This window comes from Leclercia adecarboxylata, assembly GCF_006171285.1.
Lineage (GTDB): Bacteria > Pseudomonadota > Gammaproteobacteria > Enterobacterales > Enterobacteriaceae > Enterobacter > Enterobacter barmai.
In genome coordinates, this window is sequence record NZ_CP040889.1 from 1,437,387 (window position 1) to 1,463,599 (window position 26,213).

At 54.3% G+C, this 26,213-nt stretch carries 28 protein-coding genes, 1 other RNA gene and 2 pseudogenes; 15 read left to right on the forward strand and 16 right to left on the reverse strand.

Translation table 11 applies throughout. The features are described from left to right. Nucleotides 1-234 precede the first annotated feature (234 nt). Nucleotides 235-1,203 (forward strand): TerC family protein, encoded by a 969-nt coding sequence (locus FHN83_RS08540; RefSeq protein ID WP_139563680.1) that lies wholly within the window; start codon nt 235-237, stop codon nt 1,201-1,203. A gap of 284 nt (nt 1,204-1,487) precedes the next feature. Next, nucleotides 1,488-2,729 carry a serine/threonine transporter SstT gene (gene sstT, locus FHN83_RS08545; RefSeq protein ID WP_139563681.1) on the forward strand — a complete coding sequence of 414 codons (1,242 nt, stop codon included), beginning with the start codon at nt 1,488-1,490 and terminating at the stop codon, nt 2,727-2,729. A 138-nt stretch (nt 2,730-2,867) separates the two neighbouring features. On the opposite strand, the gene FHN83_RS08550 is transcribed toward sstT, so the two are convergent. Together FHN83_RS08550 and uxaC are read right to left on the reverse strand one after the other, a co-directional pair. Beyond that, nucleotides 2,868-4,355 (reverse strand): UxaA family hydrolase, encoded by a 1,488-nt coding sequence (locus FHN83_RS08550; protein WP_039031701.1) that lies wholly within the window; start codon nt 4,353-4,355, stop codon nt 2,868-2,870. Nucleotides 4,356-4,372: 17 nt separating this feature from the next. Next, nucleotides 4,373-5,785 (reverse strand): glucuronate isomerase, encoded by a 1,413-nt coding sequence (gene uxaC / locus FHN83_RS08555; protein WP_139563682.1) that lies wholly within the window; start codon nt 5,783-5,785, stop codon nt 4,373-4,375. Nucleotides 5,786-6,253: 468 nt separating this feature from the next. Here uxaC and FHN83_RS08560 point away from each other — a divergent pair, with 468 nt between their 5' ends. The 11 genes from FHN83_RS08560 to FHN83_RS08610 all read left to right on the forward strand — a co-directional run bounded on the left by FHN83_RS08560 (nt 6,254) and on the right by FHN83_RS08610 (nt 13,559). Continuing rightward, the gene (locus FHN83_RS08560; RefSeq protein WP_039031699.1) at nt 6,254-7,552 is read left to right on the forward strand and encodes an MFS transporter; all 1,299 of its coding nucleotides are present in this window, start codon (nt 6,254-6,256) and stop codon (nt 7,550-7,552) included. Between the two features lie 121 nt (nt 7,553-7,673). Beyond that, entirely contained in the window at nt 7,674-8,450 is a 777-nt protein-coding gene (gene exuR, locus FHN83_RS08565) for a transcriptional regulator ExuR (protein WP_138370285.1), read from the forward strand. Between the two features lie 351 nt (nt 8,451-8,801). Further along, nucleotides 8,802-9,464, forward strand: coding sequence for a DedA family general envelope maintenance protein YqjA (yqjA, locus tag FHN83_RS08570; RefSeq protein WP_039031697.1), 663 nt, complete (start codon nt 8,802-8,804; stop codon nt 9,462-9,464). A gap of 4 nt (nt 9,465-9,468) precedes the next feature. Next, entirely contained in the window at nt 9,469-9,852 is a 384-nt protein-coding gene (gene mzrA, locus FHN83_RS08575; protein ID WP_039031696.1) for an EnvZ/OmpR regulon moderator MzrA, read from the forward strand. A 154-nt stretch (nt 9,853-10,006) separates the two neighbouring features. Continuing rightward, nucleotides 10,007-10,375: a DUF1090 domain-containing protein gene (locus FHN83_RS08580; protein ID WP_139563683.1), complete on the forward strand. Its 369-nt coding sequence runs from the start codon at nt 10,007-10,009 to the stop codon at nt 10,373-10,375. 29 nt (nt 10,376-10,404) lie between these two features. Beyond that, nucleotides 10,405-10,710, forward strand: coding sequence for a DUF883 family protein (locus tag FHN83_RS08585; RefSeq protein WP_039031694.1), 306 nt, complete (start codon nt 10,405-10,407; stop codon nt 10,708-10,710). Nucleotides 10,711-10,712: 2 nt separating this feature from the next. Beyond that, nucleotides 10,713-11,111 (forward strand): phage holin family protein, encoded by a 399-nt coding sequence (locus FHN83_RS08590; RefSeq protein WP_039031693.1) that lies wholly within the window; start codon nt 10,713-10,715, stop codon nt 11,109-11,111. Continuing rightward, nucleotides 11,108-11,422, forward strand: a complete 315-nt coding sequence (locus tag FHN83_RS08595) for a YqjK-like family protein (protein WP_039031692.1) — start codon at nt 11,108-11,110, stop codon at nt 11,420-11,422. Before FHN83_RS08590 ends, FHN83_RS08595 begins: the two co-directional genes overlap by 4 nt. 221 nt (nt 11,423-11,643) lie before the next feature. Next, a complete protein-coding gene (locus FHN83_RS08600; RefSeq protein ID WP_176556488.1) occupies nt 11,644-12,036 on the forward strand; it encodes a DoxX family protein in 393 nt (130 codons plus the stop codon). A 65-nt stretch (nt 12,037-12,101) separates the two neighbouring features. Continuing rightward, on the forward strand, nt 12,102-13,088 hold the full coding sequence (locus FHN83_RS08605; RefSeq protein WP_039031690.1) for a glutathione S-transferase family protein: 987 nt from the start codon (nt 12,102-12,104) through the stop codon (nt 13,086-13,088). A gap of 105 nt (nt 13,089-13,193) precedes the next feature. Next, nucleotides 13,194-13,559, forward strand: a complete 366-nt coding sequence (locus FHN83_RS08610) for a DUF805 domain-containing protein (RefSeq protein ID WP_039031689.1) — start codon at nt 13,194-13,196, stop codon at nt 13,557-13,559. Between the two features lie 39 nt (nt 13,560-13,598). Here the strand turns inward: FHN83_RS08610 and FHN83_RS08615 are convergent, their stop codons facing one another. Further along, nucleotides 13,599-14,495: a LysR family transcriptional regulator gene (locus FHN83_RS08615; RefSeq protein ID WP_039031688.1), complete on the reverse strand. Its 897-nt coding sequence runs from the start codon at nt 14,493-14,495 to the stop codon at nt 13,599-13,601. 105 nt (nt 14,496-14,600) lie between these two features. Here FHN83_RS08615 and FHN83_RS08620 point away from each other — a divergent pair, with 105 nt between their 5' ends. Then, nucleotides 14,601-15,302, forward strand: a complete 702-nt coding sequence (locus FHN83_RS08620; RefSeq protein ID WP_039031687.1) for a pirin family protein — start codon at nt 14,601-14,603, stop codon at nt 15,300-15,302. A gap of 48 nt (nt 15,303-15,350) precedes the next feature. Here FHN83_RS08620 and FHN83_RS08625 read toward each other — a convergent pair whose 3' ends face one another. Continuing rightward, on the reverse strand, nt 15,351-15,761 hold the full coding sequence (locus FHN83_RS08625; RefSeq protein WP_039031686.1) for a Spy/CpxP family protein refolding chaperone: 411 nt from the start codon (nt 15,759-15,761) through the stop codon (nt 15,351-15,353). Nucleotides 15,762-15,902: 141 nt separating this feature from the next. Beyond that, the gene (locus FHN83_RS08630; RefSeq protein ID WP_139563684.1) at nt 15,903-16,544 is read right to left on the reverse strand and encodes a helix-turn-helix domain-containing protein; all 642 of its coding nucleotides are present in this window, start codon (nt 16,542-16,544) and stop codon (nt 15,903-15,905) included. Between the two features lie 314 nt (nt 16,545-16,858). On the opposite strand from FHN83_RS08630, the gene FHN83_RS08635 reads away from it, so the two are divergent. Next, entirely contained in the window at nt 16,859-18,322 is a 1,464-nt protein-coding gene (locus FHN83_RS08635; RefSeq protein WP_139563685.1) for a DUF1254 domain-containing protein, read from the forward strand. A 220-nt stretch (nt 18,323-18,542) separates the two neighbouring features. On the opposite strand, the gene FHN83_RS08640 is transcribed toward FHN83_RS08635, so the two are convergent. From FHN83_RS08640 to garL, 11 genes and pseudogenes are all read right to left on the reverse strand, one after another. After that, a complete protein-coding gene (locus FHN83_RS08640) occupies nt 18,543-18,800 on the reverse strand; it encodes a bacteriocin immunity protein (protein ID WP_139565432.1) in 258 nt (85 codons plus the stop codon). Between the two features lie 4 nt (nt 18,801-18,804). After that, entirely contained in the window at nt 18,805-19,239 is a 435-nt protein-coding gene (locus tag FHN83_RS28570; protein WP_419146415.1) for an HNH endonuclease signature motif containing protein, read from the reverse strand. Nucleotides 19,240-19,269: 30 nt separating this feature from the next. Beyond that, nucleotides 19,270-19,841 (reverse strand): annotated as a pseudogene (locus FHN83_RS28575) (S-type pyocin domain-containing protein); the annotation flags it as partial. A 138-nt stretch (nt 19,842-19,979) separates the two neighbouring features. Continuing rightward, a pseudogene (locus FHN83_RS08650) lies at nt 19,980-20,233 on the reverse strand (bacteriocin immunity protein). Next, a complete protein-coding gene (locus FHN83_RS08655) occupies nt 20,230-20,484 on the reverse strand; it encodes a DUF7683 domain-containing protein (RefSeq protein WP_419146416.1) in 255 nt (84 codons plus the stop codon). Before FHN83_RS08655 ends, FHN83_RS08650 begins: the two are co-directional and overlap by 4 nt. Beyond that, complete coding sequence (locus tag FHN83_RS08660) at nt 20,484-22,040, reverse strand: S-type pyocin domain-containing protein (protein WP_139563687.1); 1,557 nt, start codon at nt 22,038-22,040, stop codon at nt 20,484-20,486. The genes FHN83_RS08655 and FHN83_RS08660 overlap by 1 nt, the downstream gene beginning before the upstream one ends. Then, entirely contained in the window at nt 22,040-22,534 is a 495-nt protein-coding gene (locus FHN83_RS28215) for a hypothetical protein (protein WP_176556489.1), read from the reverse strand. The genes FHN83_RS08660 and FHN83_RS28215 overlap by 1 nt, the downstream gene beginning before the upstream one ends. Nucleotides 22,535-22,894: 360 nt before the next feature. Then, nucleotides 22,895-23,271, reverse strand: an RNA gene (gene rnpB, locus FHN83_RS08670) — RNase P RNA component class A. Nucleotides 23,272-23,303: 32 nt separating this feature from the next. Then, nucleotides 23,304-24,449, reverse strand: coding sequence for a glycerate 2-kinase (gene garK, locus FHN83_RS08675; RefSeq protein WP_139563688.1), 1,146 nt, complete (start codon nt 24,447-24,449; stop codon nt 23,304-23,306). 60 nt (nt 24,450-24,509) lie between these two features. After that, the gene (garR, locus tag FHN83_RS08680) at nt 24,510-25,400 is read right to left on the reverse strand and encodes a 2-hydroxy-3-oxopropionate reductase (RefSeq protein ID WP_139563689.1); all 891 of its coding nucleotides are present in this window, start codon (nt 25,398-25,400) and stop codon (nt 24,510-24,512) included. 31 nt (nt 25,401-25,431) lie between these two features. Next, nucleotides 25,432-26,202: a 2-dehydro-3-deoxyglucarate aldolase gene (gene garL / locus FHN83_RS08685; RefSeq protein ID WP_039031683.1), complete on the reverse strand. Its 771-nt coding sequence runs from the start codon at nt 26,200-26,202 to the stop codon at nt 25,432-25,434. Nucleotides 26,203-26,213 lie beyond the last annotated feature (11 nt).

Sequence of the window (26,213 nt, forward strand, 5' to 3'; positions counted from 1 at the left end):
ATGACCTGACATATTTTGTTACCTGCAAAGGGGAGTAACTTCCTGGTCGGTGGATCGTCATTACGATGCGTGTAATACCGCATCCGGTCGCCGGGCAACGAAAAAGGAATACGATGAGCGTATTCCTTTCTTGTTGTAAGTGAGACCTTGCCGGTAGGCGAGGTCTATGCACAAAAAACGCAACGACTATCGTCTTCTGACGTTAGTCGTTTTTTTTTGTGGAAGGAAAATTGTATGAATACTGTCGGTACTCCGCTGCTGTGGGGTGGATTCGCAGTCGTGGTGGTCATCATGCTGGCGATTGACCTCTTCCTGCAGGGTCGACGCGGCGCACATGGCATGACCATGAAGCAGGCGGCCGCCTGGTCGCTGGTATGGGTCACCCTCTCCCTGCTCTTCTGTGCCGCCTTCTGGTGGTATCTCTCCGTTACGCAAGGCCGCGCGGTGGCCGATCCCCAGGCGCTGGCGTTCCTGACGGGTTATCTGATCGAAAAAGCCCTGGCGGTGGATAACGTCTTTGTCTGGCTGATGCTGTTCAGCTATTTTGCGGTGCCTGCGGCGTTGCAGCGTCGGGTGCTGGTGTATGGCGTGCTGGGCGCGATCGTGCTGCGTACCATCATGATCTTCGCCGGTAGCTGGCTGATTACCCAGTTCGAATGGCTGTTGTACGTCTTCGGTGCCTTCCTGCTCTTTACCGGCGTGAAGATGGCGCTGGCGAAAGAAGATGAAACCGGTATTGGCGAAAAGCCGCTGGTGCGCTGGCTGCGCGGTCATCTGCGCATGACCGACACCATCGAAAACGAGCACTTCTTCGTGCGTAAGAACGGCCTGCTGTTCGCCACGCCGCTGCTGCTGGTGCTGATCATGGTGGAGCTGAGCGACGTGATCTTTGCGGTCGACAGTATTCCGGCGATTTTCGCGGTGACCACTGACCCGTTCATCGTCCTGACCTCAAACCTGTTTGCGATCCTTGGCCTGCGTGCCATGTACTTCCTGCTGGCGGGCGTGGCGGAGCGCTTCTCAATGCTGAAGTACGGTCTGTCGGTGATCCTGGTGTTTATCGGTATCAAGATGATGATTGTCGATTTCTACCATATCCCGATCGCCATCTCGCTGGGCGTGGTGTTTGGTATCCTGGTTCTGACTCTGATCATCAACGCCTGGGTGAATCACCAGAACGATAAGAAACGGCAGATCGGGTAACAATCGCCCGGCGGCGCTATGCTTGCCGGGCCTACGGTTTTGTAGGCCGGGTAAGCGTAGCGCCACCCGGCACTACCTTGCGCAGAGGGGTTTAAGCGAACCACCCAGCAAAAATGTAAACGCACAGTTAAAAAATATGACGCAACACGTAAATTCCAGCATTTTGCTCTTCCCAGGCTTCGCGCATTCAATATACTCATCCTGACAAACACACACCTCTAACCGGAATATAAGTGCCTCAGAGCATCTCCGGGACGGAACGCAATCTCACTGAAGGAATTTTTATGACCATGCAATCCCCTGGTCTGCTCGCGCGCCTGGCGCAGGGCAGCCTCGTTAAACAAATACTGGTAGGTCTGGTGCTGGGTATTTTACTGGCCCTGGTCTCTAAACCCGCCGCCATCGCCACCGGCCTGCTCGGCACCCTGTTCGTTGGCGCGTTAAAGGCCGTCGCACCGGTCCTGGTGCTGATGCTGGTGATGGCCTCCATTGCCAACCACCAACACGGACAAAAAACCAACATTCGCCCTATTCTGTTCCTTTATCTGCTGGGGACCTTCTCTGCCGCGCTGACGGCGGTAGTCTTTAGCTTCCTGTTCCCGTCCACGCTGCATCTCACCTCTGCCGCGGGCGATATCACTCCGCCATCGGGCATCGTGGAAGTGCTTCGCGGCCTGCTGATGAGCATGGTCTCTAACCCGATTGACGCCCTGCTGAATGCCAACTATATCGGCATTCTGGTGTGGGCTGTTGGTCTGGGCTTTGCCCTGCGCCACGGTAACGACACTACCAAAAATCTGGTGAATGACGTATCCAACGCCGTCACCTTTATGGTGAAAGTGGTTATTCGCTTTGCGCCAATCGGTATCTTCGGTCTGGTCTCCTCCACCCTGGCGACCACCGGGTTTGAAACCCTGTGGGGCTATGCCCAGCTGCTGGTGGTGCTGGTGGGCTGCATGCTGCTGGTGGCGCTGGTGATCAACCCGCTGCTGGTGTTCTGGCAGATCCGCCGTAACCCGTATCCGCTGGTGCTGACCTGCCTGCGTGAGAGCGGCGTCTACGCCTTCTTCACCCGCAGCTCTGCGGCGAACATTCCGGTGAACATGGCCCTGGCCGAGAAGCTGAACCTGGATCGTGATACCTACTCCGTCTCCATCCCACTGGGTGCGACGGTGAACATGGCGGGTGCGGCGATCACCATCACCGTGCTGACCCTGGCCGCCGTGCATACCCTGGGCGTGCCGGTCGATCTGCCAACCGCGCTGCTGCTGAGCGTCGTGGCCTCGCTGTGTGCCTGCGGTGCATCGGGTGTGGCGGGGGGTTCTCTGCTGCTGATCCCGCTGGCCTGTAATATGTTCGGTATTCCGAATGAAGTGGCGATGCAGGTTGTGGCGGTAGGCTTCATCATTGGCGTGCTGCAGGACTCCTGCGAAACCGCGCTGAACTCCTCCACCGACGTGCTGTTTACCGCTGCGGCCTGTCAGGCTGAAGACGCGCGTCTGGCGAAAAACGCTCTGCGCAATTAATAAAAAAGCCCGGTGGCGGCTACGCCTTACCGGGCCTACAGGATAAAAGCAAAACGGCAACCCTGAGGTTGCCGTTTTTAGTGTTTGTACCCTCTCCCCGTGGGAGAGGGTCAGGGTGAGGGCATCAGGCCGCACCGCTTACAGCGTTACACCACTCTTAAAGATCGCCAGCTCGCGGAAGTCGTTTTTCTCGTTGCAGGCCTGCTTGCCGTTGGCGATATCCACAATCACATCAACGAATTCCGTTAACAGCTGCGGCATCGCTTTGCCGTGGATCAACTGACCGGCATCGAAATCAATCCAGTGCTTTTTCTTCGCCGCCAGCTCGCTGTTGGTGGCGATTTTCACCGTTGGCACAAAGCCGCCGTACGGCGTACCGCGACCGGTGCTGAACAGCACCATATGGCAGCCCGCACCCGCCAGGGCGCTGGTGGCGACGGCGTCGTTGCCCGGCGCGCTTAACAGGTTCAGACCCGGCGTGTTCAACCGCTCGCCGTAGCGCAGAACATCCACCACCTGGCTGGCACCCGCTTTCTGGGTACAGCCGAGGGATTTCTCTTCCAGCGTGGTGATCCCGCCCGCCTTGTTGCCCGGGGATGGGTTCTCGTAAATCGGCTGGTTGTGGGCGATAAAGTACTGCTTGAAGTCGTTCACCATGGTGACGGTTTTTTCAAAGGTCGCTTCATCGCGGCAGTGGCTCATCAGAATGCGCTCGGCACCGAACATCTCCGGCACTTCGGTCAGCACGGTAGTGCCGCCGTTGCCGATGACGTAATCGGAGAACTGGCCCAGCATCGGGTTCGCGGTGATGCCGGACAGGCCGTCCGAACCGCCGCACTCCAGACCAAACTTCAGCTCGCTCAGCTTGCCCGCTTCGCGCTGGTCGTGGCGCATCACCTCATACAGCTGATGCAGGTGTTCCAGACCGGCTTCCACTTCGTCGTCCTGGTGCTGGCACACCATAAAGTGAACGCGGGAAGGATCGAAATCGCCCAGCGTTTCACGGAAGGCATCCACCTGGTTGTTCTCACAGCCGAGGCCGATCACCAGCACCGCCCCGGCGTTCGGGTGGCGAACCATGTTTTGCAGCATGGTACGGGTGTTGATGTGGTCGTCGCCCAGCTGGGAACAGCCGTAGGTGTGGCTGAAGAGGAACACGCCGTCGGTGCCTTCTGCTTCATTGGTCTCTTTCAGGAAACGGCTCTGGATCTGACGGGCGATGCCGTTAACGCAGCCGACGGTGGGCAGGATCCACAGTTCATTGCGAATACCCACCTCACCGCTGGCGCGGCGGTAGATCTGGACGTCACGATCTGCCGCCTGGCTGCTCTCAGCCTGCAACTCAGGTTGATAGCTGTACTCATCCAGATCGCTCAGATTGGTGCGGGTATTGTGGGAGTGAATGAATTCACCCGCCGCGATATCCGCCAGCGCATGGCCAATAGGCAGACCGTATTTAACAACGTTCTCCCCTTTGGCAATGGGCTGCAGGGCAAATTTGTGCCCGCGCGCCATGTCCTGGCGCAGCGTGACGGTCTGGTTACCAAACGTCACGTCCAGCCCTTCGCTCAGGTCGGCCAGCGCGACCGCAACGTTGTCCAGCGAATGGATTTTGATGTATTGCATATCAACCTCAGACGGCCTTAGTTCAGTTCAATAGCGAAGTAGTCGCGCGCGTTGTTAAAGCAGATGTTTCTCACCATTTCGCCCAGCAGCTGTATATCGGCCGGCGCTTCGCCCGCGGTGACCCAGCGGCCAATCATCTGGCACAGAATGCGGCGGAAGTATTCGTGGCGAGTATAAGAAAGGAAGCTGCGGCTGTCGGTCAGCATCCCGACAAAGCGGCTCAGAAGACCAAGCTGCGCCAGCTGTGTCATCTGACGCTCCATGCCGTCTTTCTGATCGTTGAACCACCAGCCGGAACCGAACTGCATCTTGCCCGGCATCCCTTCGCCCTGGAAGTTGCCGATCATGGTGCCCAGCACTTCGTTATCGCGCGGGTTCAGGCAGTAAAGAATGGTTTTTGGCAGCAGGTTCTCTTCGTTCTGTTTGCTCAGCAGTTTGGACAGCTCTTCCGCCAGCGGACGGTCGTTGATGGAGTCGAAACCGACGTCGGCGCCCAGCAGTTTGAACTGACGCAGGTTGTTATTGCGCAGCGCGCCGATGTGGTACTGCTGCACCCAGCCGCGACGGGCATATTCGGCCGCCAGCCAGACCAGTACCGCAGTTTTAAACTGCGCCACTTCGTGCTCGCTCAGGCTTTCACCCGCCAGACGACGCGCCAGAATGCTGTCCAGCTCGCCTTCGTTGGCGTCGGCAAACAGCACTACGTCCAGCGCATGGTCAGAAACCTTACAGCCGTGAGCCGCAAAGTGGTCCAGACGTTTGGTCAGCGCAGCCTGCAGATCGCTGAAGCGGCGGATGTCGGTGTCGGAGACTTCGGCCAGTTTCGCCATGTAGTCGGCAAAGGTCGCCTGCTCAATGTTGAAGGCTTTATCCGGGCGCCAGCTTGGCAGCACTTTGACGTCAAAAGAGGCGTCTTTGGCGACAACGGCGTGATGCTCCAGGGAGTCAATCGGATCGTCGGTGGTGCCGACCATCTTCACATTCATCTGCTTCATGATGCCGCGGGCAGAGAATTTGTCCTGGGCCAGCAGCTCGTTGCATTCGTTCCAGATCTCATCCGCCGTGGACGGAGAGAGCAGCTTGCCGGTGATGCCAAACGGACGGCGCAGCTCCAGGTGGGTCCAGTGGTACAGCGGGTTACCGATGGTGTGCGGCACGGTCGCGGCCCAGGCGTCGAATTTTTCACGGTCGGACGCGTCGCCGGTACACAGGCGTTCCGCTACGCCGTTGGTGCGCATGGCGCGCCACTTATAGTGGTCGCCTTTCAGCCAGATGTCATACAGGTTTTTGAAACGGTAATTTTCGGCAACCTGCTGCGGCGGAAGGTGGCAGTGGTAGTCGAAAATCGGCTGGTCTTTCGCGTAATCATGGTACAGGCGGCGGGCGAATTCAGTATCTAACAGGAAATCTTCAGTCATAAACGGAGTCATGTCGTTATCCTCTTAACGGGCACGTCAGTCAGCAATGTTCAGATGCTGCAAAGTTATCACACCAATTTCCAGAGGCCGATGATTTTTTCGTGAGTTAGATCAATAAACGTCGACAAATAATCTACATCTAAAGTGTTAAATAACGCCTAACCCCGCGCCAGCTCTGGCCTGACAGAGCCTCGACATTACCCTTACAATTATTGACACTTTTGTGATGTCACTCACCTTTTAAAGTTGTATGACAAGTTATCGTTCTGCCGTCGCAAATTATAAGCCGACGGAATGCATTACCGGTGCCTCAGGCGTCGGACTCAGCGGTAAGGATACCGAATTATGCAAGTTACTTATGGCAAGGTTCGGGCCGTACCGGGAGTATTTCCGGTTACGCCCTCCCGTTAAAAACATCTCACGCCATGCGTAGAGATGCCCGTACTCCGGTGCGGCAATAACATAACGATGAGGTTTTACATGCGTAAAATTAAAGGGTTACGTTGGTACATGATCGCACTGGTGACGCTTGGCACCGTGCTGGGCTACCTGACGCGTAACACCATAGCGGCGGCTGCGCCAACGCTGATGGAAGAGCTGCACATCTCCACACAGCAATACTCCTATATCATCGCGGCCTATTCCGCGGCTTATACCATCATGCAGCCGGTAGCGGGCTACGTGCTGGATATTCTGGGGACTAAAGTTGGCTACGCGGTGTTTGCCGTCACCTGGGCAATCTTCTGCGGCGCAACCGCGCTGGCAGGCAGCTGGGGTGGCCTGGCGCTGGCACGTGGCGCGGTCGGTGCAGCTGAAGCTGCGATGATCCCGGCGGGCCTGAAAGCGGCCTCCGAGTGGTTCCCGGCGAAAGAGCGTTCCATTGCGGTAGGCTACTTCAACGTGGGTTCCTCTATTGGCGCGATGATTGCTCCGCCGCTGGTGGTATGGGCTATCGTGATGCACAGCTGGCAGCTGGCGTTTATTCTCTCCGGCGTGCTGAGCTTCGCCTGGGCGATGTCCTGGCTCATCTTCTACAAACACCCGCGCGATCAGAAGAAGCTCTCTGACGAAGAACGCGACTACATCATTAACGGCCAGGAATCCCAGCACCAGACCAATAACGGCAAGAAAATGTCTGTCCTGCAGATCCTGGGCACCCGCCAGTTCTGGGGTATCGCCCTGCCGCGTTTCCTGGCTGAGCCAGCATGGGGGACCTTCAACGCCTGGATCCCGCTGTTCATGTTTAAAGTGTACGGCTTTAACCTGAAAGAGATCGCCATGTTCGCCTGGATGCCAATGCTGTTCGCAGACCTGGGCTGTATCGTCGGCGGCTACCTGCCACCGCTGTTCCAGCGCTGGTTTGGCGTGAACCTGATTGTCTCCCGTAAAATGGTTGTCACCATGGGCGCCCTGCTGATGATTGGCCCGGGCATGATAGGCCTGTTCACCAGCCCGTATATTGCTATTGCCCTGCTGTGCGTCGGTGGTTTTGCTCACCAGTCTCTGTCCGGTGCGCTGATTACCCTCTCTTCCGACGTGTTCGGTCGTAATGAAGTGGCGACAGCGAACGGCCTGACCGGGATGGCTGCCTGGACCGCAAGCACCCTGTTTGCCCTGGTCGTCGGTGCGCTGGCTGACACCATCGGCTTTAGCCCGCTGTTCGCGGTTCTGGCTGTCTTCGACCTGATGGGCGCGGTGCTTATCTGGACGGTACTGAAAAGCAAATCCGCTGAAGAGCTGCAGAAAGAGTCCCTCGGAAGGCCGGCGACGCAGAGTTAGATTTATTGCCGCCATACAGCTAAAAAGCCGCTTCCGGGCGGCTTTTTTGCGAGCCAAATCTGGAGACAAATGGGTAAAAGTGGTATAACAAATAATTCGCCGTACCCTGCCTGGAGCGCATATGGAAATCAACGAACCCCGTCGTCTTTATCAGCAACTTGCCGCTGAGCTGAAAACTCGCATCGAGCAAGGCGTTTATCTGGTGGGTGACAAATTGCCTGCCGAGCGCTTTATTGCTGATGAAAAAAGCGTCAGCCGCACCGTGGTTCGTGAAGCCATCATCATGCTGGAAGTGGAAGGCTATGTTGAGGTGCGTAAAGGGTCCGGCATTCATGTGATCTCCAGCCAGGCAAAACACTCCCCGGCGCCGGATGAAAATCTGGAATTTGCTAACTACGGCCCGTTCGAGCTGCTCCAGGCTCGTCAGCTTATCGAGAGCAATATCGCCGAGTTTGCGGCGACCCAGGTGACCAAGCAGGACATCATGAAGCTGATGGAGATCCAGGATAACGCGCGCAAAGAGAAATGCTTCCGCGATTCCGAATGGGACCTGCAGTTTCACGTTCAGGTGGCTTTAGCGACGCAGAATACCGCCCTGGCTGCAATCGTGGAAAAAATGTGGACTCAGCGCGTTCATAACCCGTACTGGAAAAAACTGCACGATCACATCGATTCCCGCACCGTGGATAACTGGTGCGACGATCATGACCAAATTCTTAAGGCGCTGATTCGTAAAGACCCGCATGCGGCAAAACTGGCGATGTGGCAACATCTCGAGAACACCAAACAGATGCTGTTCAATGAAACCAGTGACGACTTCGAATTTAATGCCGACCGCTATCTTTTTGCTGAGAATCCGGTCGTTCACCTCGATAGCGCCGTCAGTCACGCAAAATAGTTTCCTTCTTCCTCTGGCAGGCGCTTCGCTGCGCCTTCCGCACCCGGTGGGTAAGTAAACATCTATAGTGTCAGCCTTTGTAAATAGCCTCGCGTCCTCTCCCTGGGTTAAGACAAAATCACTCTTCGACATACGCAATTTCTGTGACGGATCCCATTGGGGTTTGTTACAATTAGATGCAAATTGCCGTTTAGCTTGTTAGTTAGTGCTTGCTTACCTAGCCATTTAACAGGGAACAGTTCTGGCCACACACTGTGTCCGCGAGCGACCATAATGAAATCATAAAAAATGTCGCCGTGCTGTTTGCCCCGGTTGACAGGTGCGTCGTTAACCGATTTCCAGGAACACTGAATGGAACTTTTGACCCAACTACTTAATGCCTTATGGGCTCAGGATTTCGAAACGCTGGCCAATCCTTCCATGATTGGCATGCTCTATTTTGTCCTGTTTATGATTCTGTTTCTTGAAAACGGTCTGCTGCCGGCCGCTTTCCTGCCAGGCGATAGTCTGCTGGTGCTGGTTGGCGTGCTCTGTGCAAAAGGGGCAATGCAGTTTCCGCAAACCGTGCTGCTGCTGACTATCGCGGCCAGCCTCGGCTGCTGGTTGAGCTATATCCAGGGGCGATGGCTTGGCAATACGCGCATCGTGCAGAACTGGCTGTCGCATTTACCGGCGCACTATCACCAGCGGGCGCATCACCTGTTCCACAAACATGGGCTCTCTGCGCTGCTGGTTGGCCGTTTTATCGCCTTTGTCCGCACCCTTTTGCCAACGATTGCCGGTCTTTCCGGTCTCAGCAGCGCGCGTTTCCAGTTCTTTAACTGGATGAGCGGCCTGCTGTGGGTGCTGATCCTCACCACGCTTGGGTATCTGCTCGGCAAGACGCCGGTGTTTTTGAAGTATGAAGATCAATTGATGTCCTGCCTGATGCTGCTGCCGGTTGTGCTGCTGGTGTTCGGGCTGATTGGTTCGCTGGTTGTTCTCTGGAAGAAAAAACATGGAAGTCAGGGCTAACGTAATGGCCAGTTCAAACGCGTCACTGCGTCGTCTCTCTTATGCCATGATCGCGCTGGTGATGTTCAGCGCGCTCTTGCTGGCCTGGTCTGCGCTGCAAAAGCAGGAGTCGACGCTCGCTATCCGCGCCGTCAGTCAGGGCGTCAGCATGCCGGATGGTTTCTCCATCTGGCATCATCTGGATGCCAACGGCATTCAGTTCAAAAGCATTACTCCGCAGAACGACGTGCTGCTGATCACCTTCGACTCCAGCGTAGAGAGCGCTGCCGCGAAGAAGGTGCTCGATCGCAGCCTGCCGCATGGCTACATCATTGCTCAGCAGGATGACAACAGTCAGACGGCAGCATGGCTGACGCGTCTGCGAGATACGTCGCGCCTGTTAGGTTAAATTTCCACTATTCTGAATCTTTTCACTCACTTTGGTGATATCACCGTTTACTTACTATGCTTAAGTACGCGGAGCACCTCTCATTCGTACTCCGCACGACCCTGGAGATCGACATTCCCGCAGGTTATGTCGAAAACAATGGAAGGTTTCAACAATGAAATACCGCATCGCCCTGGGCCTCGCCCTTTTTTCTTTGAGCACAGCATCGTTCGCTTCATCTCTTTGTCAGGAGAAGGAACAGGATATCCAACGCGAGATCAGTTACGCTGAAAAGCATAACAATCAGAGCAGAATCAATGGATTGAAAAAAGCTCTGAGCGAAGTCAAAGCTAACTGCTCCGACAGCAAATTGCGCGCCGATCATCAGCGCAAGATTGCCGAGCAGAAAGAGGAGATTGCTGAACGCCGTCGGGATCTGACGGAAGCAAAAGAGAAAGGCGATGCGGATAAAGTTGCCAAACGTGAGCATAAACTGCAAGAAGCGCAGAACGAACTGAAAGCGCTTGAGTCTCGCGACTACTGATCTAATGGACATCGTAACAGGAGAGAATCATGTCAAAAGATACCACGTCAGACCATTTACGCGCTGAACTGAAGTCCCTGGCGGATACCCTGGAAGAGGTGCTGAGCTCCTCAAGCGACAAGTCGAAAGAAGAGCTGAGCAAACTGCGCAATAAAGCGGAGAAGGCCCTGCACGAGAGCCGCTATCGCCTGGGTGAAACCAGCGACGTGCTGGCGAAACAGACCCGTGAGGCCGCCGCGCGCGCTGATGAGTACGTGCGTGAGAATCCTTGGGCCGGCGTAGGCATTGGTGCTGCGGTGGGCGTTGTCATCGGCATGCTGCTTACGCGACGTTAATTATGGAAGATTCACGTCAACCACAAGGGCCCGCAAAAAACGTCCTCGGTATCGGACAGCGGATTTTAACCACACTTGTCGGCATCGCTGAGACGCGAATCCGGCTGGCAGTGGTTGAACTGGAAGAAGAGAAAGCTAACCTCTTCCAGCTGCTACTGATGTTGGGGTTGACCATGCTCTTCGCCGCCTTTGGCCTGATGAGCCTGATGGTATTGATTATCTGGGCAGTCGATCCGCAGTATCGTCTTAATGTGATGATTGGCACCACCGTGGTGCTGCTGCTTGCCGCCCTGATTGGGGGAATATGGACGATGCGCAAAGTGCGCCACTCCACCCTGTTACATCATACCCGTAAGGAACTGGCCAACGATCGGTCGTTGCTGGAGGATGACAAAAAGTGAGCAGAAGCCGATCGGAACGTGAGCGAGAAAAAGCATTTTTGCTGAGCCAGATCCAGCAGCAAAGGCTGGATCTGTCGGCCGGCAGCCGTGACTGGCTGGAAGCGACGCACAGTTACGATCGCGGATGGACGATGTTCCTCAACCTGCGCGCCTGGGCGCTGGTAGGGAGCAGTATCCTGGCGGTGAAAGCTGTCCGCCATCCGAACAGGCTGATCCGCTGGGCGCGTCGTGGCTTTGGTATCTGGAGCGCCTGGAAGCTGGTTAAAACCACACTTACCCAGCAACAGCTTCGCAAATCCGAAACGCACTGACGTTTAGCCTGCTCCACTCGTAAAGCGCCTGAGGGCGCTTTATTTTTATCCCCTCCCCCTCTGCTTGCTCAATATCTTTGATAAAGATTGACAGTTTTCCTTGCTAACAATCGGCATTCGCCCCGTTTATGATTCTCTCCATCGACAGCGAGACCGCGGCATCCGCCCGATTTTGCACATTAAATAGGTTTCACAGCCCAAATGGTTCCCTGGAGAGTAAGATGAAAAAATTAGAAGATGTTGGTGTACTGGTAGCGCGCGTTCTGATGCCAATCCTGTTTATTACTGCAGGCTGGGGCAAAATCGGTGGTTATGCCGGTACCCAGCAGTATATGGAAGCAATGGGCGTTCCGGGGTTCCTGCTGCCGTTGACCATTCTGCTTGAACTGGGTGGTGGTCTGGCAATCCTGTTCGGTTTCCTGACTCGTACTACCGCGCTGTTCACCGCAGGCTTCACCCTGCTGACCGCGTTCCTGTTCCACAGCAACTTTGCGGAAGGCGTGAACTCTCTGATGTTCATGAAAAACCTGACCATCGCGGGCGGTTACCTGCTGCTGGCTATCACCGGTCCGGGTGCGTTCAGTATCGACCGCGTCCTGAATAAGAAGTGGTAAGCACGCTATACTGAATCAAAAAGCGAGGAGATCTCTCCTCGCTTTTGCTATCTAAGGAGGAATAAATGGGACAACTCGTAGACGGCGTCTGGCAGGATACCTGGTATGACACCAAATCAACCGGGGGACGTTTCAAACGTTCTGTTTCGGCCTTCCGTAACTGGCTCACCGCCGACGGTGCGCCTGGCCCGAGCGGTGAAGGCGGCTTTGCGGCCGAGAAAGATCGTTATCACCTCTATGTTTCTCTGGCCTGTCCGTGGGCGCACCGTACCCTGATCGTCCGCGCCCTGAAGGGGCTGGACTCGCTGATCCCCGTCTCGGTGGTGCATCCGCTGATGCTGGAGAACGGCTGGACCTTTGGCGATGACTTCCCGGCGGCCACCGGCGACTCGCTCTATCACCATGATTTTCTTTACCAGCTCTACCTGCGCGCCGATCCGCACTACACCGGCCGCGTTACCGTTCCGGTACTGTGGGACAAGAAAAATCAGACCATCGTCAGCAATGAGTCGGCCGAAATCATCCGCATGTTTAACACCGCGTTTGATGCCCACGGAGCCCGGGCGGGCGATTATTATCCGCCTGCGCTGCGCGATAAGATTGATGACCTGAATAGCTGGATCTACGACAACGTCAATAACGGCGTCTATAAGGCCGGTTTTGCCACCAGCCAGGAAGCCTATGATGAAGCCGTGACCAACGTCTTTAAGTCGCTGGAGCGTCTGGAGCAGATCCTGGGCCAGCACCGCTATCTGACCGGCAACCAGCTGACCGAAGCGGATATTCGTCTGTGGACCACGCTGGTGCGCTTTGACCCGGTTTACGTCACCCATTTTAAGTGCGACAAACACCGGATCAGCGATTACCTCAACCTGTACGGTTTCCTGCGCGACATTTATCAGATGCCGGGGATCGCGGAGACGGTCGATTTTGACCACATCCGTAACCACTACTATCGCAGCCATAAAACCATCAATCCGACGGGCATTATTTCCATTGGCCCGTGGCAGGATCTGAACGAACCGCACGGGCGCGACGTCCGCTTCGGCTAAGCCTCAGGGGCGCTGTTCCGGCGCCCTTTACACCCCTTTATTCCCGTCTATGCTTTAGTGGATCGCTTAAAAAACAAGTGATTAATTGCTATTGAGGTCAAAAACATGGACTGGTATCTGAAAGTACTGCGGAATTATATTGGGTTTAAAGGTCGCGCCCGGCGCAAAGAGTTCTGGATGTTCACCCTGGTGAACTTCATTCTGATTTGCGTGCTGGGGCTGATCGACAAGATGCTGGGCTGGGAACGGGCTGGCGGCGAAGGCATTCTGACCACCCTGTATGGCTTGCTGGTGCTGCTGCCCTCATGGGCCGTGCTGTTTCGCCGGCTGCATGATACCGACCGAACGGCGTGGTGGCTGCTGCTGGCGCTCATTCCGATTATCGGCTGGTTGATCATTGTGATCTTCAACTGCCAGCGCGGTACGGAAGGTGAAAACCGCTTTGGGCCGGATCCACTGCTGAACAAATGACAGGTTGCCCGGCGGCGCTATGCTTGCCGGGCCAACAGGTTACTTCTGGGTAAAGAGCTTCTGGATCTCGCGCAGACACCAGGATTTGGCCTCGCCCATGCTGTCACGACGCCACGCCATAATGATATCCACTTCGCTTGTGTACTCCGGGCTGACAACCCGCAGACGCCCTTCGGCAATATCTTTTTCGACAAACGGATACGGCATGGTGGCCACACCCAAACCGGCCAGCAGCGCCTGACGTTTATCTTCCAGCGTACTGACGGTGAGGCGCGGCTGCTTATCAAGCAGCTGAACGGTTAACACCGGACGCTCGCGGGCGGTATCGGCCACCGCCACGCCGCGGTATTTTACGCGGGTCACTTCAGACAGCGGCTCGGGCTCCTGATGAATCGGGTGATCCGGCGCGGCAACGTACACATTCATTACGGTATAGAGCTTGCGGGAGTTGATCTCCGACGAAGAGCGGAAGTGCATGTCCGGCGCAATCACAATATCCGCCCGGCCCTGCTCCAGACGCTCCCACGCCCCGGCAAGCACTTCGGTGATAATGGAAAGCTGGGTATTGGCTTTATCCGCCAGACGCTCCACCAGCGGGTAGAGTGCCGCAGTAGGTACCAGCGCTTCGGTGACCAGCGTCAGGTGCGTTTCCCAGCCGCGGGCCAGCGCTTCGGCGTCGGTGGTCAGCTTATCCGCCGCTTCCAGCAACACGCGCCCGCGCTCCAGCAGCATTCGCCCGACGTTGGTGAATTTTGTTCGGTGACCGGAGCGGTCAAACAGCACCACATCCAGCTCTTCTTCCAGCTTCTGCATGGTGTAGCTCAGGGCAGATGGCACGCGCCCCAGTTCATCTGCTGCTGCAGCGAAGCTACCGCGACGATCGATGGCGTCCATCACGCGCAGCGCTTCAAGGGTCAATGCTCTCTCTTTAGCCATGGCGTTCTCATTCAGGAAATTTGAACATACCGGGCAGAATATCTGGCTAACAATGCAGCGTCCATACCTTTACCATTGTTTTAGTGTAAAGAGAGGTCAAGTTTTATGATTACGACAAGAACAGCTAAACAGTGCGGACAAGCCGATTTCGGTTGGCTGCAGGCCCGCTACACCTTTTCCTTTGGACACTACTTTGACCCGAAACTGCTGGGCTATGCCTCTTTGCGTGTACTGAACCAGGAAGTTCTCGCACCGGGGGCCTCGTTCCAGCCGCGTACCTATCCAAAAGTGGATATCCTGAACCTGATCCTTGAAGGCGAAGCAGAGTACCGCGACAGCGAGGGCAACCATGTCCAGGCGAAAGCCGGTGAAGCATTGCTGATAGCCACCCAGCCCGGCATCAGCTATAGCGAACATAACCTCAGCAAAGACAAGACGCTGACGCGTCTGCAGCTGTGGCTGGATGCCTGCCCGGAGCGGGAAAACCCGCTGCTGCAGAAGATCGACCTGCTGGATGCGAAACAGCAGCTGCTGGCCTCGCCGGATGGCAGTTCAGGCAGCCTGCAACTTCGCCAGCAGGTGTGGCTGCACCATATCGAACTGGATAAAGGGGAGCGTCTGAGTTTTCAGCTGCACGGCCCGCGCGCCTACCTGCAATCTATTCACGGCACGGTACATGCGCAGACCCCAGCAGAGGAGCGTGAAGCGTTAACCTGCGGGGATGGGGCGTTTATCCGCGACGAGGCGAATATCACGCTGGTAGCCGACACGCCTTTGCGTGCGCTGCTGATTGATTTGCCTGTCTGAGTCCATGCTGCCGGGTTTGCTCATGCTTACCCGGCCTGCACGAATGGCTTACTGGCTCATGGCCTGGGCAATCTGTGAGCGTACCTCGGCGCGCTGTTCCGGAGTCAGAACCTGGCTCACATCGAAGTAATATTTCACGCGATAGTAACGCGCCTGCTCCTCAATGTGGCCGATCGCAGCCAGCTGGCCCTTCACCGCTTTCTCATCCCATTTACCAGACTGGATCACGTCGATCAGCGTGCCATTTTTTACGTCGTTGGTCGGAATCTTATTGACGTTTTCTTCCAGTTGCTGGTGCAGAGCCTTAATCTTCGCGGTCTGCTCACTGCTGAGTTTCAATTGCTGAACGACAGGATCCTGGGCAGGCTGCGGCGCAGTTGTCACCTCTGCCGCCTGTGCCACGCCAGCAAAGCCTGTCAGCGATGCCGTCAGCAGCGCGATACGGAAAATCTTTTTCATCTCACAATCCTTAATTATCTGTCAGGAAAGAACCCGGGGAGTATTTTTCAATTACGGATGAGGATCTGTGAGAAAGTATATAAACAATTTTGTATGTAAGCACAGGGATTTTACGAGCCTTACGCCTGATAGTTGCCAGTACTAAAAATCATGTGGCAGGGTCCTGTCGATTGAAATCAGTTTCCCTTTTTTAACAGTGATATATTGCCCTTCCTTTAATTCTGCGAGCACCCGAAAAACATAACTTCTGGAGAGATTGGTTCTGCGAATGATAAAGTTCGCAATCCCCTCATTTTCCTTGGTATTCACGCTTCTTCGGTAAAGATAGCGCCGTAACATGGCTTTGATAGTGTGATAGCCAGAATCTGTTCTTCTCTCGACATGAACATCTAAAGCCACAATGAGCATATAGGAAAGAATTGTCGTCAGCTCTTTCATATAACTCTTAGATGTGTCGTAAAATATCCGTTCAAAATCATCCACACTTATTTGTAATATTGTTACAGCAGTAAGCGTCATATAGTTGAAGGAGATGACCGGGCACATCCACTCCAGTAGACCGACGGGCATAAATTCGATAGTAGTACCAATGATTCTGGGATCTTCATCCATTGCGATTGATAATACGCCTTCCGAAACATAATAAATTGAACCTGGCTCTATAATAAGTGGTTCATTTGCGTTGAATGAAAAAGTTTTTGCACAAGCAATAACGTCCTCCTGGTGCTTATTAAGGTCAAGAGTCCGGTAGTGCTCATGAATTTTTTCAAAGACAAACTGCATCGCACTCTCCGTTAGTAATAATGCAAATTGACATTATAGTCCTCAGGGCAACACCGGGCGTCAATTTCGGCATAAGTCCCGGCATGGACTATCGCAAACAAAAAATGCGCGTAAACTAATAAACCAGATTAAGCAACACGCATTCAAATACCTTAACCGTTTTTATTGTTAAAAACGAGAGCGCCGCTATGCCTTTCTTTGACAAAAGTGAGGCGTGCTCATTATCGACCTTAACCCATTGCTTAATTGAATTTTAATGACGATATCCGGGCTCTTGACGACCTGGTTCAAACAAATAAGTAAGGTGTTCAATTATGAAGCTTAAATATCTGACAGTAGCGACCGCCCTGATATTCAGCGCTGGCGTAACGGCACAGTCCGCTCCTTTAACCATTCCTCAGGCGACAAAGTTTGATGAACTGGCAACCACACCGGCAGAAGTGACGATGCCGGAATCTTATGTCAAAGCCATCGCGCAGCAGGCCTATATCTGGGGCTGGCCGATGGTAAACCAGTTTAACCGTCGCGAGACGATCACCAAAGCGCCGTATCCTGCGCTGAATGGCGGCATGGTGCCCGTCGCGCCGATGGGTCAGCTGAGCATGCTGACCGACTATATCAAGCCGCAGGAGACCTTTGTGACCTGTCCAAACCAGGATGTGGCTTACGGCCTGGGCTTCTTTGAACTGGATAAAGAGCCGGCGGTCATTCAGGTTCCTGATTTTGGCGAGCGCTTCTGGGTCTATGCTATCTATGACGCGCGTACGAATCAGATTGGTAATGTGGGCAAACCCTACGGGACCAAACCGGGCTTCTATCTTCTGGTTGGGCCTAACTGGAAAGGGGAGACGCCAAAAGGCTTCGAAGGCGTAATACATTCATCCACTGAGATGGCGAACGTTATCCCGCGCATTCAGATGGATGATACCCCAGACGATCGCGCCGCAATTCAGGCCCCCATCAAAGAGGTGATGACGTACCCGCTCAGCGAATTCACGGGCAAAATGAAGTCATATGAATACTCTACAATCCCGGCGATTGGTGATAAACCGGATCCAAATTCCGGTGAAACCCGGTGGGTTGTTCCAGAAAAATTCTTTGACCAGTTTGCTAACGTGTTGAATAAAGTTCCGCCACTGCCGGGTGAAGAGGCCATGTATACCCAGTATCGTCATCTGGTTGAGGCCGGTAAAAAGGATCCGCAAATTCGTAAATGGATGGACGAAGCCGCAGTTCAAACGGATAAAACCGTCATCGCCGATTTCTTTAAATGGAAAAATAATGGCGTACCGGCGGGCAACGGCTGGAACCGTTCGAAGAATAATGCCCAGTTCGGGGTCGATTATTACAACCGTACCGGGACGTCAAAATCGAATATGTTCGATAATAAGCCTGATGAAACCCAATATTTCTACACCGACAATGCGGGTAACGGCAGCCAGCTTTCAGGCGATCATGATTACACGGTGACATTCCCGCGAGGGGGCCTTCCGCCTGTTAAGGGATTCTGGTCATTGACGCTGTACAACAGTAAGCATCTGTTCAGCCCGAACGAACTGAATCGTTATTCGCTGGGGACAAAAAATCAGAACCTCAAATATAACGCTGATGGTTCGCTGACGCTGTATGTGAGCAAAACCAATCCGGGTGAGGCAAAAGTGAATAACTGGCTTCCGGCGCCTGACGGAGTTTTCTCACTCTATATCCGCGCCTACTGGGGTGAAAAAGCCATTCTTGATGGCACCTGGCAGCCACCAAAAATTGAAATGACGAAGTAACTCCTGCCGGCCACAAAGCAAAAACCCCGCCGAAGCGGGGTTTTATAAAGAGTTGAAGCTGACCGATAAGGCGGCTTCGTTCGACCATACGTCAGGTATCTACAGCGCTAGGATTGTCTTGTGTCGCAGACTGTATCTCACTTTGTGTGACAGATAAAACTGATTAAACATCAACAGAAAGGCCGGGATAAAGCCCAGCCTTTCTGTTCACATATGTGATTTACTCACCGCGAAAGCCAGGTTTACCGTTGGCTTTACGCCATTCTTTGACCAGTTGAACGATACCTTCCGGGCTATCGTCCTGTCCGTCTTCAGGGTAAAAGATAAGGTCCGAACCAGAAGGATGTTCGCATAACCTTACAAACTCCAGGATATTTTCCACATCTTCCTGCTCAGTTTCCCCTTCAGCATTAAAGATTTTACGTACAAAGCCCAAAAATTCGTTCTCGGTATAATCAGAGATTTCTTTCCTATCCATCATATTATTTCCTCGATCCTGCGGAATGTATTTCTATGTGGCGCTTCGGGGTTATAACGCCCATATTATCCACATTGTAGACCTCACCACCTTTGCTTATGAGTTTGATGTGATGTATTTCAAACTTTGTTCTCCCACCGACTCTGCCATCACTAAAAGATACTGGCGCTCTTCCTTTCTGCATATGTCGAATATTCGCTCCCCGAAATTGTCTTGATAGCTCAGGGGCTTTACTGACTTCTTCCCAGAATGCTTCCCTAAACCCATCAAAACTGGAGAATGTACGCCCACGCAGTTTATCAGCTATCTGAGACGGGATAAGCGAGCCGTTACCCTGACCCGCATCAGCTAACCATGTACCTGTAACTTTCTGACCTTTACCTGTGACTTGTCCCGGATTGTTGCGAATGTAGATATAAATCGGCGGAATATCTGACACAGGCAGGATCAGGATATAATCCGCAAAATTTTTCTCATCCGGTGCCGGGGTTGACGTACTGGTGATCTGAGTTCCATCCGGCAACGGGTTAACAAGGATCGTTCCCGGTAGCCGGGTGGGGTTTGATTGCCTGTATTTGACGGAGTGCGTACACCAGAATGGTCCGGGGTCCAGATGATTGTTACCGGGCTTTCTTCCTCAATGGTGAAGGTGTACGCCTGTCGGGTGCTGTCCCACTGCATTTTACGGACCCGCACCCTGTCTTTACCGGATGGGGTGTGCCAGCCATGCGGAACGGGATTTCCGTTGCTGTCATTCTCCCATGTATAGCGAACGCGCGTGGGCGCTTCACTCATCTGTGCAAGCCGCATTCGGTCGATGAAATCTTGCTCACCGTCGTTCAGCCGTCCGGGCATCATACCGACTAAAAACCCGGCAACGGATGCGCCTGCACCAGCCGTTGCGATTTCAGCACCGCGTACCGCCCATGTACCATAGGTAGCAAAGCGCCCGCCAATCTGTTCAAGAACGTTAACCCCGGCGGTAGCTGTCTGTGCCCTGGTTGCACTGGCAGCGGCTGCAACTGCGGCCTGATATTCCATTTCTTCGTGATTGCCGTTGAACCACTTATAAAGAGCGCTGCGCTTTATTGGTATTCCACTTTGTGTTGCAGATAAAGCGAATTAGCAAATAACAGAAAGGCCGGGATAAAACCCAGCCTTTCTGTTCACACATGTAATTTACTCACCGCGAAAGCCTGGTTTACCGTTGTCTTTGCGCCATTCTTTGACCAGTTGAACGATACCTTCCGGGCTATCGTCCTGTCCGTCTTCAGGGTAAAAGATAAGATCAGGACCTGCGGGATGTTCCGTAAGCTGTTTAAAATCTAAAATATTTTTGATGTCTTCACTTTCGGTTATATTGCAAAATTGCATAATCTACGGACACACTCTAAAAAATTACTTTCAGAATAATCGCTGAATATCTTTTTCAAGCTATTTCTCCGCCAGAAATTTGCACGATAACGTTATCTGAATAAAATTTTTCACCGAGTAAATTCTCTAAATTCAATGCCTGTTTCTGGCTAACATTAAATCCTGCGATGCCTTTGACAAATGCATCTTCGTCATCTTGTCCCCATCCCATAATAGCAGTAACTTCCTTCAATTTGCTTTGAGGGATCTCTACTTCTAAAACTAACTCTTCACTTTGTTTATCAAAAACTTCCACAGAATAGATTATCATCACTTTTCTACCTTTCTGGTTGGATCTGCTGGCTTGGTCTGCTCACCAGTTATATGATTGAACTCGCCTAAATGTTTACGGCCCGAACGATCATAGACTTCGACTGTGCCATGCTGAGAATCCCATTCGTAAATTTTACCTTTGGAATCTTTCCATCGGGCGCGAAGTTGCCCGCCACCTTGAATAGCAGTCTTACGTGGTGCTCTTTTCGCATCAGGGAACGCTGGTAAGGGCGGAGCGCCTTTTGGTGCCGTGTGGTATTTGTGATCCGCATTAAGATAGATATAAATCGGCGGAATGTCTGACACAGGCAGGATCAGAATGTAATCCGCGAAATTTTTCTCATCCGGTGCCGGGGTTGACGTACTGGTGATCTGAGTTCCATCCGGCAGAGGGTTAACAAGGATCGTTCCCGGTAGCCTGAGTGGGGTTTGATTACCTGTATTTGACGGAGTGCGTACACCAGAATGGTCCGGGGTCCAGATAATTGTTACCGGGCTTTCTTCCTCGGTGGTGAAGGTGTACGCCTGTCGGGTGCTGTCCCACTGCATTTTACGGACCCGCACCCTGTCTTTACCGGACGGGGTGTGCCAGCCATGCGGGACGGGGTTTCCGTTACTGTCATTCTCCCATGTGTAGCGAACGCGCGTGGGCGCTTCACTCATCTGTGCAAGCCGCATTCGGTCGATGAAATCTTGCTCACCGTCGTTCAGCCGTCCGGGCATCATACCCACTAAAAACCCGGCAACGGATGCGCCTGCACCAGCCGTGGCGATTTCAGCACCGCGTACCGCCCATGTGCCATAGGTAGCAAAGCGCCCGCCAATCTGTTCAAGAACGTTAACCCCGGCGGTAGCTGTCTGTGCTCTGGTTGCACTGGCTGCGGCTGCAACTGCGGCCTGGTACTCCATTTCTTCATGGTTGCCGTTAAACCACTTGTACAGGGTGCTGCGCTTCTTCGGTTTTGGGATATCCGGGGCTGGTGGCTTTTTCTTTGCTGTCTGTGCGTGCTGTGGTGCATCTGAGTCGGTTGCTGCATCCGTAGCAGGAGCCGCCTTAAACAAGCCCATATCAGCAAAATTGGTATGAGGCTCCTGCTGCGTCCCTGCATCGTTACAGCCTTCACCACGAAGACAGGATTTTGCAAAAACCCGGTTATGTTCCCGCTCTTCTGCCCGTCGCTTCTCTTCTGCTTCCTGAGCGGCTTTACGTTCTGCAAATAGTTGTGCTTGCGCGGCAATCGACGGATCCACTCCCGGCCCTACCCACTGCCCGGCAGGTGCGATAATCCAGTTAGACCCTGAAGGGCAGGCACAGCGCACGACTGAACCATCTACCGCGGCTATTTTCCCCATATTGGTATCGCGTGGTTCTCCCGAAACCACAACACCAGGTTCGCCACATTTGGGACACCGGGTCGTTTTATCACCAACACGCATGACTCTGCGCCCGTGCTCGGTATCGTTGGACATAGAAGCAATACAGACAGCGCCAGTGGTCGTTTTATCACCTTCCAGCGCCGTTCCCCGTCCGTAGCAATCTGAACGATGTCCCATTACGCTACCTCATGGGCAGATAAAAAATCCTCCGGAACAGGATCATCTTCATACTTAACAATAAATCCGCAGTTAGCAGGCGTGCTGATAATTTCATCCCCGTTTTCCAGAAGCCTTCCGACCAGCCCCATTCCTTTACCTGCCACGGTGTGAGACTGACCTGCGCTGGTGGCAATCCTGCTCTTTGTGCCATCTGCATAGGTAACGGTGCAGCCTTCATACAATACACTGGCATACTGACCATTACTGAGCAGGGCTTTTGCGCCTTTGTTCGGATCGGGTTCAAATTCATCAGCAATACCTCCTCGCCGTGTCAGACTCCCTGCAACAGCAGGCCGATAAACGGCAGCGACGGGACGTTGCTGTAACGCCAGCTGTTTCATGACAATTTTACGGGCATCTTCGGGCATTTCAGCGATTTGTTCAGGGGTGAATGCTGGCTCTTTCAGGCTTGCCAGAATTTCCGGGGTAAGATCGTTGTTGTACTGTTTCATAAGTCCTTCTACTTGTTATAAAAATAATTCCGATGGTCATTTTACAAACAATAACCACATAAACAACAAGTATTTGACTTAAGGTAAATTTTCATCCGTAACATTCGGTAAACACTACTCAATCTCGAGTTTTACTGACAGTTGGCGGTGTTAAAGCTTTTGTTGTATGGACAATGTTTCGAGCTGGTGACAAGGCTAAAGCTTGAAATGCGTAGTCTGAAAAAAAGGCTGTAACGATTGCCACGCTTTAGAGTATTCAGGGCAGAACAGGCGTTGATATGCCTCGTCTGTATCACATTTTCATCTATGGCTGTCTGAGACATAAAAGCAAAAACCCCGCCGAAGCGGGGTTTTATAAAGAGTTGAAGCTGACCGATAAGCCGGGTTCTGTCGTGGACAGTCATTCATCTAGGCCAGCAATCGCTCACTGGCTCAAGCAGCCTACCCGGGTTCAGTACGGGCCGTACCATGTGAACCCCTATTTGGCCTTGCTCCGGGTGGAGTTTACCGTGCCACGGACTGTTACCAGCCGCGCGGTGCGCTCTTACCGCACCCTTTCACCCTTACCTGATCCCACTTGCGTGGGCCATCGGCGGTTTGCTCTCTGTTGCACTGGTCGTGGGTTTCCCCCCCAGGCGTTACCTGGCACCCTGCCCTATGGAGCCCGGACTTTCCTCCCCTCCGCCCGTCTCCCCCGAAAGGGACGACGACGAAGCGGCGACTGTCTGGTCAGCTTCGGCGCGCAGTATAGAGGGTTTGTACGCCGCTGTCACCCTTCCGTGCGCATCCCCACCTGCAGGGTGGCGGCAATATTGCGCGAGGCGCGATAAATATTGTCAAACGCGCCGCGGAACGCCTCCTCCAGGGTGCTGATGCTGGTCAGAACGCTGAACACCGCGTCGATGCCGTACTGATGCACAATGCCGACATCCGTGGTCAGGCTGCCGGCAATGCCGATCACCGGCTTGCGGTATTTGCTGGCGACGCGCGCCACGCCCACCGGCACCTTGCCGTGAATACTTTGACTGTCCAGGCGCCCTTCACCGGTCACAACCCAGGTACAGTCGTGAATATGCTCTTCGAGATTGAGCGCCTGGGTGACGATTTCGATGCCGCTTTTCAGCTCCGCACCGAGAAACGCCATTAGCGCGGCGCCCATGCCGCCTGCCGCGCCTGCGCCAGGTACATTTTTGACATCAATACGCAGCGAGGCGTTAATCACGTCTGCGTAGTGGGAAAGATTGTTGTCGAGCTCCAGGATGTTGGCTTCTGTCGCCCCTTTCTGCGGGCCGAAGATGCGGGATGCGCCCTGCTCGCCGATCAGCGGATTGCTCACGTCGCAGGCCACGCGGATCGCGCAGGATTTAAGGCGCGGATCGAGAGCCGAAATATCAATGTTGTTCAGCGCCATCAGGCTGCCGCCGCCGTGGCCGATCTCGGTGCCGTTGGCATCCGTCAGTTTTGCGCCGAGGGCCTGAACCATTCCCGCGCCGCCGTCGTTGGTCGCGCTGCCGCCAATCCCGATAATGATATTGCGCGCGCCTTTATCCAGTGCCGCGAGGATCAGCTCCCCCGTCCCGCGGGTGGTGGTGATTAACGGGTTGCGCTGTGCCGGTGGAACCAGTGACAGACCGCTGGCAGACGCCATCTCGATAAATGCCGTCACGCCATCGCCGGAGATCCCCCAGCAGGCATTGACGTTTTCGCCCAGTGGGCCCGTCACAACTGCGTGCTGCATTGTGCCGTTGGTGGCGGCAATCATCGCTTCAACCGTTCCCTCCCCGCCATCCGCCACGGGAACCGAAACATACTCTGCATCGGGAAAGATCTCCCGAAAGCCTTTTTCTATCGCCCGCGCTACCTCGGTGGCAGACAGGCTTTCTTTATAAGAGTCAGGGGCGATTACGATTTTCATAGTTATAGCCTGTTACCGCTTAAGGCAAAAATAGCGGGCGCGTTCCCGCGCCCGTCTTTGTTAGCGAGTGACTTCCACTTTCGCCAGTTTTTCGTAATAGCAGGCGATGGCGCTGTGGTCCGCCGTGCCCAGCCCGTCGGCACGCAGGGCCTGCATCATCTCCATCACCGCCGCGGTCAGAGGCAGCTGCGCACCCACGCCGTGAGACGTGTCCAGCGCGTTGGCCAGATCCTTGATGTGCAGATCGATACGGAAGCCCGGCTTGAAGTTACGATCCATCACCATTGGCGCTTTGGCATCCAGTACGGTGCTGCCCGCCAGGCCGCCGCGAATGGCCTGATAAACCAGATCCGGGTTCACGCCCGCTTTGGTCGCCAGGGTCAGCGCTTCGGACATCGCCGCAATGTTCAGGGCCACAATCACCTGGTTTGCCAGCTTGGTTACGTTACCCGCGCCAATCTCACCGGTATGCACCACAGAACCGGCCATCGCTTTCAGCAGGTCGTAGTACTTGTCGAAAATCGCCTTATCGCCGCCCACCATCACCGAGAGGGTACCGTCGATGGCTTTCGGCTCGCCGCCGCTCACCGGCGCATCCAGCATGTCGATGCCCTTCGCTTTCAACGCTTCGCTGATTTCACGGCTGGCCAGCGGTGCGATGGAGCTCATGTCGATCACCATGGTGCCCGGTTTGGCTCCTTCAATGATGCCGCCTTCACCCAGCGCCACCTCTTTTACGTGCGGGGAGTTTGGCAGCATGGTGATGATCACATCGCACTGCTCGGCAATGGCTTTTGCCGTGGCGGCGGTTTCTGCGCCTGCGGCAATCACGTCGGCAATGGCTTGCGGGTTACGGTCTGCAACCACCAGTGAGTAACCTGCTTTGATGAGGTTTTTACTCATTGGTTTACCCATGATACCCAGGCCAATAAAACCAACTTTCAGTGTCATATTTGCGTCTCTCTTTATTCAGTGGTGGTGGTTATTTCTTGAAGGAATCAGCTAACTTCTGGGTGGCGGAGCGGAACACGCCAAGGTCGCTGCCAACGGCAACAAAGGTCGCGCCCCATTCCAGGTAACGGCGGGCATCGGCCTCAACCGGCGCCAGAATGCCGGACGGCTTACCGTGCGCTTTGGCGCGGGCAAAGATGTGCTGAATGGCGCGCTGCACTTCCGGATGATTAGCGTTACCCAGGTGGCCAAAGGCCGCCGCCAGATCGCTTGGGCCGACGAAGATGCCGTCTACGCCGTCAGTGGCGGCAATGGCATCAACGTTATCCACGCCCTGCTGGCTCTCAATCTGTACCAGGATGGTGATGTTCTTGTTCGACTGGGCCAGGTAGTCCGGCACGGTGCCAAACATATTGGCGCGATGGGAGACCGACACGCCGCGAATACCCTCCGGCGGATAGCGGGTAGAGGCCACCGCCTGCACCGCCTCTTCGACGTTCTCCACAAACGGGATCAGGAAGTTGTAGAAACCAATATCCAGCAGGCGCTTGATAATCACCGGCTCGTTGGTCGGGACGCGCACAACCGGCGCGCTGTGGCTGCCTTTCAGCGCCATCAGCTGCGGGATAAACGTGGTGACGTCGTTCGGCGCATGTTCACCGTCCAGCACCAGCCAGTCAAAACCAGCCAGCCCCAGCACTTCGGTGCTGATTGGGCTTGCCAGCGCGGACCAGCAGCCGATCTGAATCTGATGCGCCGCGAGGGCCGCTTTAAATTTGTTCGGGAAAATATCGTTACTCATCGCTTATACCT